The organism is Streptomyces sp. NPDC090445 (assembly GCF_044769385.1).
GTDB lineage: Bacteria > Actinomycetota > Actinomycetes > Streptomycetales > Streptomycetaceae > Streptomyces.
Map to the genome: position 1 here is coordinate 215,600 of NZ_JBIVXV010000008.1, position 13,267 is coordinate 228,866.

Annotated in this window: 9 protein-coding genes; 3 read left to right on the plus strand and 6 right to left on the minus strand. The window is 74.8% G+C overall.

What is annotated here, in order from left to right:
* Positions 1-12: 12 nt before the first annotated feature.
* From ACIQUT_RS19585 to ftsE, 3 genes are all read right to left on the minus strand, one after another.
* On the minus strand, positions 13-1,215 hold the full coding sequence (locus ACIQUT_RS19585) for a S41 family peptidase (RefSeq protein WP_403564167.1): 1,203 nt from the start codon (positions 1,213-1,215) through the stop codon (positions 13-15).
* 67 nt (positions 1,216-1,282) lie between these two features.
* Positions 1,283-2,212: a permease-like cell division protein FtsX gene (gene ftsX, locus ACIQUT_RS19590; protein WP_403564168.1), complete on the minus strand. Its 930-nt coding sequence runs from the start codon at positions 2,210-2,212 to the stop codon at positions 1,283-1,285.
* 19 nt (positions 2,213-2,231) lie between these two features.
* On the minus strand, positions 2,232-2,921 hold the full coding sequence (gene ftsE, locus ACIQUT_RS19595; RefSeq protein WP_403564169.1) for a cell division ATP-binding protein FtsE: 690 nt from the start codon (positions 2,919-2,921) through the stop codon (positions 2,232-2,234).
* 225 nt (positions 2,922-3,146) lie between these two features.
* Here ftsE and ACIQUT_RS19600 point away from each other — a divergent pair, with 225 nt between their 5' ends.
* On the plus strand, positions 3,147-3,341 hold the full coding sequence (locus tag ACIQUT_RS19600; RefSeq protein WP_403564170.1) for a hypothetical protein: 195 nt from the start codon (positions 3,147-3,149) through the stop codon (positions 3,339-3,341).
* 186 nt (positions 3,342-3,527) lie between these two features.
* On the opposite strand, the gene prfB is transcribed toward ACIQUT_RS19600, so the two are convergent.
* Entirely contained in the window at positions 3,528-4,646 is a 1,119-nt protein-coding gene (gene prfB, locus ACIQUT_RS19605; protein WP_403564171.1) for a peptide chain release factor 2, read from the minus strand.
* A 313-nt stretch (positions 4,647-4,959) separates the two neighbouring features.
* On the opposite strand from prfB, the gene ACIQUT_RS19610 reads away from it, so the two are divergent.
* Entirely contained in the window at positions 4,960-5,961 is a 1,002-nt protein-coding gene (locus tag ACIQUT_RS19610) for an isopenicillin N synthase family dioxygenase (RefSeq protein WP_403564172.1), read from the plus strand.
* A gap of 235 nt (positions 5,962-6,196) precedes the next feature.
* Here the strand turns inward: ACIQUT_RS19610 and ACIQUT_RS19615 are convergent, their stop codons facing one another.
* Together ACIQUT_RS19615 and ACIQUT_RS19620 are read right to left on the minus strand one after the other, a co-directional pair.
* Positions 6,197-7,459 (minus strand): serine/threonine-protein kinase, encoded by a 1,263-nt coding sequence (locus tag ACIQUT_RS19615; protein ID WP_403564173.1) that lies wholly within the window; start codon positions 7,457-7,459, stop codon positions 6,197-6,199.
* Between the two features lie 170 nt (positions 7,460-7,629).
* Positions 7,630-9,447: a serine/threonine-protein kinase gene (locus tag ACIQUT_RS19620; protein WP_403564174.1), complete on the minus strand. Its 1,818-nt coding sequence runs from the start codon at positions 9,445-9,447 to the stop codon at positions 7,630-7,632.
* 408 nt (positions 9,448-9,855) lie between these two features.
* On the opposite strand from ACIQUT_RS19620, the gene ACIQUT_RS19625 reads away from it, so the two are divergent.
* The gene (locus tag ACIQUT_RS19625) at positions 9,856-13,209 is read left to right on the plus strand and encodes an FtsK/SpoIIIE domain-containing protein (protein ID WP_403564175.1); all 3,354 of its coding nucleotides are present in this window, start codon (positions 9,856-9,858) and stop codon (positions 13,207-13,209) included.
* Positions 13,210-13,267: the final 58 nt, after the last annotated feature.

Consider the following 13,267-nt stretch of genomic DNA (forward strand, 5'->3'; position numbering starts at 1 on the left):
GTCATTTTCGCACTACGACCCCGCCCCGAGGCCACCCAATACCGCGCGGGCCCGCTCCTCGACGGCTGTGCCCGCCGCCAGGTCCGGGGTGATGCCCTTGCCGTCGAGACTGCGCCCCGCCGGGGTGCGGTACGTGCCCACGGTCAGCTCGGCGACCGAGCCGCCGGGGAGCTGCGTCGGCATCTGCACCGAGCCCTTGCCAAAGGTCCGGGTGCCGACGGCGACGGCCCGGCCGCGGTCCTGGAGGGCGCCCGTGACGAGTTCCGCCGCGCTCATGGTGCCGCCGTCGACGAGGGCGACCAGGGGCCGGGCGGTGTCCCCGCCGGGGGCGGCGTACAGGGCGCGCTCGTCACCGCGGACGTCGTACGTGGCGACGAGGCCCCCGTCGAGGAACGCGGAGGCGGCGGTGACGGCCTCGGTGACGAGCCCGCCCGGGTTGCCGCGCAGGTCGAGCATGACGCCGGCGCCGGGCGGGGCGGCGCGGACGGCGGCCTTGACGCGGTCGCCGGAGCCGCGGCTGAAGGAGGCGACCTTGATGACGGTGATCCCGCCGGGCAGTTCCCGTACGGTCACGGGCTCGGTGCGCAGCTGCTCGCGGCGGAGGGTCTCGGTGAGGTCCGGGGCGCCGTCGCGGCCGTAGCGGACGACCACGGGGCTGCCGGCCTCGCCGCGCAGGAGGGCGACGACCTCGGAGACGCGCAGGCCGGTGACGATGCGGCCGTCGACGTCGAGCAGCCGGTCCCCGGCGCGCAGGCCGGCGCGGGCGGCGGGGCTGCCGGGCTGGACCTTGTCGATCTCGATGCGGCCGTCGGCGCGGCGCTCGGGCCACAGGCCGACGCCGGTCCAGCGGCCGTCGAGGTCGTCGGCGAGGGCGGCGTACTCGCCCTGGTCGTAGACGACGCCCCAGCGGTCGCCGCTGCGGCTGACCACTTCCTGGGCGGCCTTCTTGCCGGACTTGCCCTCGGCGACGGCCTCGGCGGCGGCGCGGGCGACGGCCTCCCGGTCGGCGGTGCCGGCGGGCGGGCCGGACGGTCCGGGGGCGGGAGGGGCGGTGTCGGCGGCCGTTAACCCGGCGTCGGCACGGCTCGCGGCGCCGGCGCCGTCCCAGCAGCCCAGGCCCGCGGCGGCGGTAACGGCCGCGGCGAAGGCCAGCGTCAAAGCGGCCCCGCGACGGTGGTCGCGGGGCCGAAGACAGAAGGCGGGCAGACCCTGCATGGCGCCGAGTCTAGGACAAGGTCCGTACGGGCACTCCGGGTTGGGCGGAGCTCACACGGGGCGCTTGTCACACCTTCAGGTACTTGCGCAAAGCCAGGAAGGCCGCCAGGGAGGGCATCAACACGCCGATGGCGAGCACCAGCGGCAGCTTCGTCAGGACGGAGTCCCAGCCGATGAAGTTGATCAGCTCCATCTTGGCGCGCAGCGCGGCCCCGTGGTCGATGACGAAGTACTGGCCGGCGCCGAGCATGAGGCAGGCGAACACGGCGCCGATGAGGCCGGCGAACGCGGCCTCCATGATGAACGGCACCTGGATGTAGAAGCTGGAGGCGCCGACCAGCCGCATGATCCCGGTCTCCCGCCGACGGCTGAAGGCCGAGACGCGCACCGTGTTGACGATCAGCAGCAGGGCCACGATCAGCATGATCAGCATGATGCCGAGGGCGGCCCAGTTGAGGTAGTTGAGCATCTGGAAGAGGTTGTCCAGCTCGCGGTGCTGGTCCTCCACCGACTGCACACCGTCGCGGCCGGCGAACGCGGTGGTGATGACCTGGTACTTCTCCGGCTGTTCCAGCTTCACGCGGAAGGACTCGGGCATCTGGTCGGGGGTGACCACCGAGGCGAGCGCGGTGTGCCCGAAGCGCTCCTTGTAGTGCTTGTAGGCCTCGTCGGCGGACTCGTAGTGGACCGTCTGGACGAGGTCCATCTTCTTCAGATCGGTCTCGATCTGCTGCTTCTGCTCGGGGGTGACCGCGCCCTTGGCGCAGGCCTTGCTCCCGGTCTCGCTGTTCTCCGCGTCGCTCTTGTTGCACAGGTAGATCGAGACGTTGACCTTGTCGTACCAGTAGCCCTTCATCTGGCTGACCTGGTCGCGCATGAGCAGGGAGCCGCCGAAGAGGGCCAGCGACAAGGCCACGGAGATGATGACCGCGAAGGTCATGGTGAGATTGCGGCGGAGACCGACGCCGATCTCCGACATGACGAACTGGGCGCGCATGACGTCTGGGTGGGCCCTTTCAGTGCTGGTAGCCGTAGACGCCGCGCGACTGGTCGCGTACGAGACGGCCCTGTTCGAGTTCGATGACGCGCTTGCGCATCTGGTCCACGATCTGCTGGTCGTGCGTGGCCATGATGACGGTGGTGCCGGTGCGGTTGATCCGGTCGAGCAGCTTCATGATCCCGACGGAGGTCTGCGGGTCGAGGTTGCCGGTGGGCTCGTCCGCGATCAGCAGGGAGGGGCGGTTGACGAAGGCGCGGGCGATGGCCACGCGCTGCTGCTCACCGCCGGAGAGCTCGCCGGGCATGCGGCCCTCCTTGCCGCCGAGGCCCACCAGCTCCAGGACCTGTGGGACGGCCTTGCGGATCTCGCCGCGCGGCTTGCCGATGACCTCCTGCGCGAAGGCGACGTTCTCCGCCACCGTCTTGTTGGGCAGCAGGCGGAAGTCCTGGAAGACGGTCCCCAGCTGGCGCCGCATCTGCGGGACCTTCCAGTTGGAGAGCTTGGCGAGGTCCTTGCCCAGGACGTGGACCTGGCCGTGGCTGGCCCGCTCCTCGCGGAGGATCAGCCGCAGGAAAGTGGACTTGCCGGAGCCGGAGGAGCCGACCAGGAAGACGAACTCGCCCTTCGCGATCTCCAGGGAGACATCTCTGAGTGCGGGGCGGTTCTGCTTCGGGTAGGACTTGGAGACGTTGTCGAATCGGATCACGGGTGCACCACGGTCGCCGGGAGTAGGTGTGCGAGACCATACGCGAACGGGCACCGGGTGGGGACCCGCCGCTCATAGTTGCCCGATATATCCCCTGGTCGGGGAGGGCAGCGTTCGCGATTGCCCGGACGGGCCGCGCCGAATGTCGCCGGAGCTGGCACAGTGGTAGGGGGAACGGCAGCGTTCCCGCACGCGTTGTTCAAGGGGACGAGAGGAGGAGAGCGCATGACATTTGACCGGCTCGTGTGCGCGAACTGCGCCGCGCCCGTCAGTCAGGGCCGCTGCCCGGTGTGCCGGGCGAACCGGGAGCGCCTCCGGCAGGAGGGCCCCTTCGCAGGCCTGAACCCCATGGCGCTCATCGCGCTCCTGGTGGTCCTGGTCGCGGCAGCCTTGGCCCTGGTGGCCCAGCAGACGGCCTAGGCGCTCCGCCTGATCCGGTCATGACGGTCATGACACCGCGGGCCGGTGGGGGCCGGTCGCGCAGTTCCCCGCGCCTCCCTCTTACGGGGCGCGGTACCGCATCGGAAGCCGAACGCGGCGGGGCCCGGACACCCGAAGGTGTCCGGGCCCCGCCCGCGTCGCGTCACGTACCGATCTTCAGGCCGATCAGGCGTCCTGACCCTGCTCCTGCTGCTTGCGCCAGCGGATGCCGGCCTCCAGGAAGCCGTCGATCTCACCGTCCAGCACCGACTGCGGGTTGCCGACCTCGAACTCCGTCCGCAGGTCCTTGACCATCTGGTACGGGTGCAGGACGTAGGAGCGCATCTGGTTGCCCCAGGAGCTGCCGCCGTCGCCCTTGAGGGCGTCCATCTTGGCGCGCTCCTCCTGGCGCTGGCGCTCCAGGAGCTTCGCCTGGAGGACGTTCATCGCGCTCGCCTTGTTCTGGATCTGCGACCGCTCGTTCTGGCAGGACACCACGATGCCGGTCGGGATGTGCGTGATGCGCACCGCCGAGTCGGTCGTGTTGACGCCCTGGCCGCCGGGGCCGGAGGCGCGGTAGACGTCCACGCGCAGCTCGGACTCGTCGATCTCCACGTGGTCGGACTGCTCGACGACCGGCAGCACCTCGACGCCCGCGAAGGAGGTCTGGCGGCGGCCCTGGTTGTCGAAGGGCGAGATGCGCACCAGGCGGTGCGTGCCCTGCTCGACGGAGAGGGTGCCGTAGGCGTACGGGGACTTGACGACGAAGGTGGTCGACTTGATGCCGGCCTCTTCCGCGTACGAGGTCTCGTAGATCTCCGTGGAGTAGCCGTGGCGCTCGGCCCAGCGCAGGTACATGCGCTGCAGGCGCTCGGCGAAGTCGGAGGCGTCCACGCCGCCGGCCTCGGCCCGGATGTTGACCAGCGCCTCGCGCTCGTCGTACTCACCGGACAGGAGGGTGCGGACCTCCATCTCCTCCAGCGCCTTGCGGACGGCGGTCAGCTCGACCTCCGCCTCGGCGCGGGTGTCCGCGTCGTCCATCTCCTCGGCCAGCTCGAAGAGAACGGCGAGGTCGTCGATGCGGCCCCGCAGCGTCTCGGCCTTGCGGACCTCGGCCTGGAGGTGGGAGAGCCGGCTCGTGATCTTCTGGGCAGCCTCCGGGTCGTCCCACAGGGACGGGGCCGCTGCCTGCTCCTCGAGCACGGCAATGTCTGCCCTCAGCTTGTCGAGGTCCAGGACGGCCTCGATCGACCCCATGGTCGAGGAGAGGGACTTCAGCTCTTCGGATACATCGACGACTGCCACGGGTCCAGCGTAGCCGGTCCGCGGGCGGCACAGGCCGGGCAGTCCGGTTCACCCGTTCTGATGATGGGCAATACGGGCGTACGCTCACGGTATGACTCTCCTCCTCGTCAAGCGCCGCCATGTGGACCACATGCGTGTCACGACGACGAGCTGTCAGCCGCCGGACCGTTCTCAAGCCTGATCAATCCCGATCCGACTTGGTCCTGTACGCGGCTCACGCGGCCCCGGCGCCACCCCTGCCGGAGGTCCTCCCCCTCCGCTGCCCCGACACCTCTGGGGAACAGGACCCCGTGACATCCGAAATGGAGCCGTCATGCCGTCCGCGCACTCCCTCCCCGTCATCGATCTCTCCCAGGCCGACGATCCCGCCCAGCGGGCCGACTTCCTGAAGGCACTGCACGCCGCAGCCCGCGACACGGGCTTCCTGCACCTCACCGGGCACGGCATCACCGAAGCGGAGAGCGCTCGCATACTCGACGTGACCAGGGCATTCTTCGCCCTGCCGGAGGCCGACAGGCTCGCCGTCAGCAACCTGAACTCGCCGCACTTCCGCGGCTACACCCGGATCGGCCACGAGCTGACCGGCGGGGCCTCCGACTGGCGGGACCAGCTGGACGTCGGCGCGGAGCGCCCGGCACCGGTCCTGGAGCCGGGCGACCCGGCGTACCTGTGGCTGGAGGGCCCGAACCAGTGGCCGGCCGCCCTGCCGGAACTGCGCACGGTCGTACTGGACTGGCAGAGCCGGCTGGCCGCGGTCGCCCACCGGCTCCTGCAGGAGCTGCTGACCTCGATCGGCGCACCGCACGGCTTCTTCGACGAAGCCTTCGCCGACCGGCCGCACCTGCACACGAAGCTGATCCGCTACCCCGGATCCGCGCCGTCCGGCGCCGATCAGGGCGTCGGAGCCCACAAGGACTACGGGTTCCTGACCCTGCTGCTCCAGGACTCCGTGGGCGGCCTGCAGGTCGTCAAGGACGGCGGGTACGTCAACGTGCCGCCGATGCCGGGCGCATTCGTGGTCAACCTGGGCGAGCTGCTGGAGATCGCCACGGAGGGCTACCTGACCGCCACCGACCACCGGGTGGTCAGCCCGCCGGGCGCGGTGGAACGGTTCTCGGTGCCGTTCTTCTACAACCCGAGGCTGGACGCCGTCATCGACACGGTGCCGGGCGAATACCTGAGGCACGCCCCGGGTGTGCTGCACGACGCGTCGAACCCGCTGCACGCGGAGTACGGGCGCAACGAGCTGAAGGGATGGGTCCGGGCCCACCCCGCCGTGGCCCGCCGCTGGCACCCGGAACTCGTCGCGGCGTAGCACTGCTGCTTCCGCTACGCGGAGCCGTTTCCCCACCCCACCCCACCCCACCCCACCCCTTCCCGAAACTGTGGGCTCCGCCCCCAGACCCCCAGCGCCTCAAACGCCGGCGAGGCTGGATAATCCAGCCCGCGCGGCGTTTGAGCGCAACGGGTCCGGGCGGAGCCCGGTTTCGGGAAGGGGCGGGGCTGGGGAAAGGCTCCGCGCAGCGGTGTGCCGCGGCCGCGGGTGGCGGTCAGCGCTTCGGGGGGGCCGAGTGCTTCGTCGGGGGGCGGGGCGGCTCGTCGCCGGAGGCGGCCAGCCAGCCGCCGATCCCGAGCGCGGCCACCAGCCCCACCGCGGCGGCCGACAGCGCCAGGCGGCGCCTGCGGATCGCGCCCGCCCGGTGCCGGGCCGAGCCGGGCCGGTGGCCTCCGGCCGGGCGGGGCACGCGGGCGGTGCCCAGTGCGCCCCCGGCCAGCTCGTCCGGCGCCGGCACCCGCATCGAGGTGTGGGTGTCCCGGTTGGAGTCGGTCGCGGTGCCCGGCACGAGCGGGACCGCCCCGCGGCGCCGGACCGGCTCGGGCTGCCCGGGGGCCTCCCGGGCCTCGGGCTGCTCCGGCTCCGCGTCGTCGGGCTCGTCCACGTCCAGCGGCGGCATGCCCGCCAGCAGGGGCAGCAGGTCCCGCAGCCGGGCCGACAGCTCCGAGGCGCGCAGCCGTGAGGCCGGGGCCTTGGCCAGGCACTGCACGACCAGCTGCCACAGCTCGTCGGGGATCCCGGGCAGCGGGACGACGGTCTCCGTCACGTGGCGGCGCAGCACCGCGCCAGGATGGCCGCCGCCGAACGGGGTGAACCCGGCCAGCAGCTCGTACAGCACGGTGGCCAGGGCGTATATGTCCACGGCCGCCCGTGGCGGGAGGCCCTCCACGATCTCCGGGGCCAGGTAGTCGGGTGTGCCGATGATCCGGGTCGCCGGGGCCGACGTGCGCCCCCCGGCGGCCCCCGATGCGGCCCGCTTCGGCGAGTCGATCAGCTTGGCCACGCCGAAGTCGGTCAGCAGCGCGGGGTGCGAGCCGCCCGGCCCGAGCGGGCCCTGCATGTCGAGCAGCACGTTCTCGGGCTTGACGTCGCGGTGCACGACGCCGGCGGCGTGGGCCGCGGCGAGCGCGTCCGCGACGTCGGCGACGATCGCGACGGCCGCCTCGGGGGCGAGCCGCCGCTCCCGGTCCAGGCGCGTGCGCAGGTCCGTACCGCGCACCAGGTCCATGACCAGGGCCAGGTCGTTGCCGTCGACGACGAGGTCGCGGACGGAGACGATGTGCGGGTGGTCCAGGCCGAGCAGTGCGCTGCGCTCCTGGACGAAGCGTCCGACCAGTTCCTGGTCGGACGCGAGGTCCTCGCGCAGGAGTTTGACGGCGACGGGCCCGTCCGGCCCCTCGCCGAGCCACACCGTGCCCGCGCTGCCGCGCCCCAGGATCTGGTGTGCGGTGTACCGGCTGCCGATTTTCCGTGCCACGACTGCTCCCTCAGCGGCTGGCGTACGCCCCAAAGCTACGCGGCCGCAAGGGTGAAGGTCGCCCCGGAACGCGGCGACCTTCACTTCTACGGGCAAAATCACGTCCCGGATGTCGACAAATCTACGAAGTCGGCACCGTGCGGGCCTCGTTCAGGCCGTGCGGTCCCCGTTCAGGGCGTGGTGCCGCTGCCGCCGCCGGAGCCCGTGGCCTCGCCGAGGGCCGAGACCCAGTCGACGATTCCGGTGCCCCAGCTCCACACCTGGTCCCACCAGCCCTTGCCGGTGCCGATCCACTCCTGGAGCGGGGTGAGCTCCCAGACCAGCCAGCCCGCCACGAAGAACACCAGGATCATGACCAGGCAGCCCTTGAGGCAGCCGAGGCCCGGGATCTTGATGGGGTTGGCGCTGCGCCGGCGCGGCTCGCGGGGCTCCCGCGGGGCGCGCGGCTGCGGCGGGGCCTGCGGGGGCGCCTGCCGGGCCGGGGCCGGCGGGGGCTGCGGCGGCTGGTACGCGGGCTGCTGCTGGGGCTGCCGGTACTGCTGGGGCGGCGGCGGCGCCTGCTGCGGCTGCGGGTAGTACGGCTGCTGCGGGGCCTGCTGGTACTGGGGCGGCTGCGGGCGCTGCGGCTGCGGCGGGTACTGCTGCTGCGGCGGCGGCGGTCCCTGGCGGTACTGCGGGGGCTGCTGCGGCTGCGGGGGCTGCTGGGGGCGCTGCTGCGGCGGCGGGGGTGCCTGCCGCTGGGGGCGGCGGCGCAGCGGGTCCTCGCTCGGGTCGAGGTAGTGCATCTGCGTCTGCTCGTTGCGCTCGCGCGCGGCCCGCATCTGCATCTGCCACGGGTGCGGCTGGTCCGGGCGCTCCACGGGCGGCATGACGGAGGTCGCGGCGGCGTCCGGGATCCCGGGGGCGCCGGCGGCCGGCAGGACGGAGGTGGCGTCGTCGGCGCCGACCGGCGGGAGCACGCTGGTCATGGCGTTCGGGTCGTACGCACCGGCCGGCGCGGCGGCCGGGCGGGCGGGCAGCACCTGCGTGGGGTCCGCGCCGCCCGCGGCGCCCGGGGTCTCGGGGACGGGCGCGGGCGAGGGGTCCGGGGCGAGCAGGGCGCCGACGCCGAGCGCGGCCTCGACCTCGTTCGGGGCGCTGTGCACGCCGATGCCGGCGGCGACCACGCGCAGGCCGCGGGCCAGGTTCTCGGCGCTGGGGCGCTCGGTCGGCTCCTTGCGCAGGCAGCGCTCGATGACGATCCAGAGCGGCTCGGGCAGGGTCGGCGGGCGCTGCGGGTCCTCGTTGAGGTGCCGCTGGAGCACTTCGAGGGCGGTGGAGCCGGCGAACGGCGGGCGTCCGGTGACGAGTTCGTAGAGCAGGATGCCGGCGCCGTAGATGTCGACGGCGGAGGTCTGCGGGCGGCCCTCGGCGGATTCGGGGGCGACGTAGGCGGGGGTGCCGACGAACTCGTGGGTGCGGGTCAGGCCCGGGGAGTCGGCGAGGCGGGCGATGCCGAAGTCGGTGAGCATCGGCCGCATCCGGCCGTCGCTCTCGTCGAGGAGCACGTTGGCCGGCTTCAGGTCGCGGTGGACGATGCCGTCGGCGTGGCTGGCGGCGAGCGCGTCCGCGATCTGCGCGGTGAGCAGGGCGGCGGCGACCGGGGTGAAGGGGCCGTTCTCGCGGATGTACCGGTGCAGGTCCGGGCCGTTGATCAGGTCCATGACGAGCGCGAGGAGGTCGCCCTCGACGACGAGGTCGCGGGTGCGGACGATGTTGGGGTGGGTCAGGCGCAGCAGGACCGAGCGCTCCCGCAGGAAGCGCATGACGATGTCCGGGTCCTGGGCCAGTTCCTCCTTGAGGACCTTGATGGCCACGGTCTCGCCGGGCTGGCCGGCGACGGCCGCCTCCGCCCCTGCGGCCTCACGCTGGCGGGCACGCCAGACGGTGCCCGTGGCGCCGCGCCCGAGCGGCTCCTCGAGCAGGTACTTGCTGCCGACTGGCCGCACGTCTCGCGCTCCCTGTGTCGTCCTGCGGTGGGTCCCGCCGGTGGTTCGTGTTCCGGGGTCGATTTCCGGGTTCGGTTTCCGGCCCAACTCTAGGGGGTGTCCTCACGGAAGACGCGGGGTACCGGAGGTTGGTTGCCGTACATATGTGCGAAGGGTGACGTTTGAGGGGTATGCCTGAGGCGTTTTTCCCCGGCTTTCCCCACGGCGTCCCCGGGGGTGCGATCATTCAAGATCATTTCTTGATGAGAACCGGGCGTGTTGTCCGCGACAGGTGCGAGGATGCACCCGTACGGAACGGCGGGGACGGGAGCCCCCGCCGGGTGGGGGTTTCGGGGCAGCCGCGGGGCTGCCGTCGTCCCCTGCCGGGCGCACGAACCGCGCACCGCGCAGAAGGGATCGCTGACGGCGATGCAGATCCGGCTGACCGTCCTCGGGTCGCGCAGCGGCCACCAGACCGTGCCCGCCGGGTGTGACGTGCTCGTCACCGCGCCCGCCGGGACCGCGCTGGCCGCGGTGGCCTCCGGGCTGGCGGCGACCGTCGGCGGGCCCGACACTCCCCCGGCCGCCGCCGGGGGCACCACCGCCCGCACGGTCGTGCTGTACGCCGGTACGGAGCGCCTCGACCCGCAGCGGCAGGTGCTCGGGGAGCCGCCGCTCGTCGACGGGGCGGTGCTGGGACTGCACGCCCCCGTGCCGGACGCGGTACCGGACGCGGCCGAGGGCGCCCAGCTGCACGTGGTCGCGGGCCCCGACGCGGGCGGCGTGCACCTGCTGCACCCGGGCGCGGTCCGGATCGGCCGCTCGGCCGACGCGGACGTCCCGCTGGACGACCCGGACGTGTCCCGGCTGCACTGCGCAGTGACCGTGGCCGCGGACGGGCGGGTGGCCGTCGCCGACCTGAACTCGACGAACGGCACGACCGTGGACGGCGCGGAGGTGGGCGCCCGGCCCGTGCCGCTGGCGCCGGGCGCGCTGCTCCGGATAGGCGAGTCCGTCCTCCGCCTGGCCGTCTCGTCCCCGGCACCCCTCCCGGTCATCCCGGACCGCGAGGGCCACCTCTGCCTCCCGGCCCCGGCCGCTGACACCCCGTCCGGCCCTCCTGCACCCGCGCCCCGCACGCACGCCCCGTCCGGCCCTGCGGGTTCCGGCCCGGCGCGGCCCGCCGGCGCCCCCGCGGGCGCGGGCCCGGCGCACCCCGGCCGCCCGGCCGGCACCGCCGCCCACCCCGGCTCCCCCGGACCCGCACGGCCCGCGGCCACCGGAGCCCGCCCCGGCCCGGGAGACCCGCCGCCGACCGGCCCTGCCGGAGCCACGGGCCCGGCGGAGCCCGGCGCCACCGCCCCGGCCGGCTCCGGCCCGGCACACCCCGGCGCCGCCACCCCGCCGCGGCCCGCCGGCGCCCCACCGCGCCCCACCACCGCACCGTCCTTCAGCGCCCCCGCAGGTGCCGCCCCGGCGGGCTCCGGCGGCGCACGCTCCGGCGCCTCCGCCCCCGCCCCCGCGTCTCCCGGCACGGCGGCCCCGGCCGGCTCCGGTCCGGCGCGGTCCGCCGGCGACCCGTACGCCACCGGCCCCGCGGACCGCCCCGGGAGCGGTCCGGCGGGCTCCGGCCCGGTGTGGTCCGGGACTCCCGCTCCGGTCGGCGGGTGGCGGGGCGGGTTCGGGGCGTGGGCGCGGCGGTGGATGCGGGGCGGGGAGGATCCCGCCGAGTCCGCAACGGCTCCGGCGGCCGCGGCTGCCGTGCCGGACGCCGACGACCCCGCCGCCCTGCTGCTGGCGGCCCTCGCGCCCGCCCCGCGGCTGTGGTCCCGGCCGCGCGGCCGCCTCGACGTCGGCCTGGGGGCCGGGAGCCGGGTCGCGTTCCAGGACGTCGGCGCGCTCGGCCTCGCCGGCCCGCGCGCCCGGCTGTCCGGGGTGGCCCGGTCGGTTGTGGCCCAGCTCGCCGCGCTGCACGCGCCCGCGCAGCTGGAGATCGTGCTCATCAGCAGCGACCGGGCCCGTCCCGTGGCGCAGCGGCGCGAGGAGTGGGGCTGGCTCGGCTGGCTGCCGCACGTACGGCCCGCGCACGGCCAGGACTGCCGGCTGCTCCTCGCGTACGACCGCGACCAGGCGGCGGCCCGCACCGCCGAGCTGACGCGCCGCCTCGACGAGGGCCCCCTCGGCGTGAACTGGGCGACCGCCGACGCCCGTGCCGTCCGCGAGACGGCGGCCGCGTACGAGGGGCCGTACACCCTGCTCGTCGTGGACGGGGACCCCGGCACCTCCGCGGTCCGGGACCTGACCGGCCGGCTCGCCTCGCACGGGGCGGCCGCCGGGATCCACGTCCTGGTGCTGGCCGAGACGCCGGCCGCGACCCCGGCCTCCCCGCTCTCCGACACCTACGAGGCCGCCTGCGCGGCCGCCGCCGCCTTCCGGGACTGCGGCGCCGCCGCCGTGCTCAGCGGCGACGTGGCCACCACCGTACGGACCTTCGCCGTCGCCGGCGGCACACCCTGCCCGCCCGGCACCACCGCCACCGCCGACGCCGTCTCCGCGGCCTGGGCGGAGCGGTTCGCGCGGGCGCTGGCCCCGCTGCGCGCCGGAACCGCCGGAGCCCCGCCGCAGCAGTCGGCGGCCGCCGCGCTCCCGCAGTCCGCGCGGCTCCTGGACGAGCTGGGCCTGGCCCGGGCCACCCCGGCGTCGCTGATGGCCCGCTGGGCCGAGGCGACCGAGCAGGGCCAGGGCGTCGGCGGGCTCGTCGCGTTCGTGCTCGGCGGCGGCCGCGGCGGCCCGGTCGGGGCCGAACTGGTCCAGGACGGGCCGCACCTGCTGGTCGAGGGCCCGGCCGGGAGCGGCCGTACCGAGCTGCTCCGCTCGGTCGCGGCGTCGCTGTCCGCCGGGGCGCGGCCCGACCGGCTGGCCCTGGTCCTGCTCGACGGGGCGGGCGGGGAGCGCGGTGACGGGCTGCTGCCCGCGGCCGACCTGCCGCACGTCTCCGCGCACCTGGTCGCCGCCGACCCGGTGCGGATGCGGGAGTTCGCGCAGGCCCTGGGCGCGGAGCTGAAGCGGCGTGCCGAGCTGCTGGACGGGGTCCCGTTCGCGGAGTGGCACGCCCGCCGGGAGCTGTCCGACCGGGTGGTGTCGCCGCGCCGGCCGTCCGCGGCCGAGCAGGTCGGCGCCGAGCAGGGGGGCGGCGGCGACGTGGATCCGTCGCGTACGGGGACGCTGCGGCTGCGCGCCGCCGCCGTGCGCACGGACCCGGCGGCCGGGCCGAGCCCGCTGCCCCGCCTGGTGGTGCTGGTGGACGACTTCGACGCGCTGGTCGCGCCGGGCCTGGGCAGTGCGGGCCGGCCCGCCGCCGGGTCGGTGGTCCGCGTCCTGGAGGCGGTGGCCCGGGACGGGGAGCGGCTCGGCGTGCACCTGGTGGCCGCGACCGCCCGCCCGGACCGTACGGCCGATACCGAGCTCGTCCGGAGCAATCCGCTGCGGGTGGAGCTCGACGCGCCGGACCGGCCGGTCCCGGGCCGCGGCCTGCTCCGCTTCGCCGACGGGCGGACGGTCCCGTTCCAGGGCGGCCGGGTGACCGGCCGGATACCCCGGACGGCCACCCAGCGGCCGACGGTGGTCCCGGTGGAGTGGGAGCGGATGGGTGATCCTCCGGCCCGCCGCCCGGTGCGCGAGCTCGGCAACGGCCCGACCGACCTGGCCCTGCTGGCCAGTGCCCTGGACCGGGCGTCGCACCTGGTCTCGGCGGTGCCGGTGCTGTTCCCGGCCGCCCCCTGACCCCGCCCGCGGCGCCCCGGCGGGTCCGCGTCGAGGCCGCGTCGAGGTCCCCGCGGGG

What these genes read in the sequence shown, in the direction of transcription:
- ftsX (WP_403564168.1), bottom strand. Translation starts at nt 2,212, where the DNA reads ATGCGCGCCCAGTTCGTCATGTCGGAGATCGGCGTCGGTCTCCGCCGC.
- ACIQUT_RS19610 (WP_403564172.1), top strand. Translation starts at nt 4,960, where the DNA reads ATGCCGTCCGCGCACTCCCTCCCCGTCATCGATCTCTCCCAGGCCGAC.
- ACIQUT_RS19600 (WP_403564170.1), top strand. Translation starts at nt 3,147, where the DNA reads ATGACATTTGACCGGCTCGTGTGCGCGAACTGCGCCGCGCCCGTCAGT.
- ACIQUT_RS19585 (WP_403564167.1), bottom strand. Translation starts at nt 1,215, where the DNA reads ATGCAGGGTCTGCCCGCCTTCTGTCTTCGGCCCCGCGACCACCGTCGC.
- ACIQUT_RS19625 (WP_403564175.1), top strand. Translation starts at nt 9,856, where the DNA reads ATGCAGATCCGGCTGACCGTCCTCGGGTCGCGCAGCGGCCACCAGACC.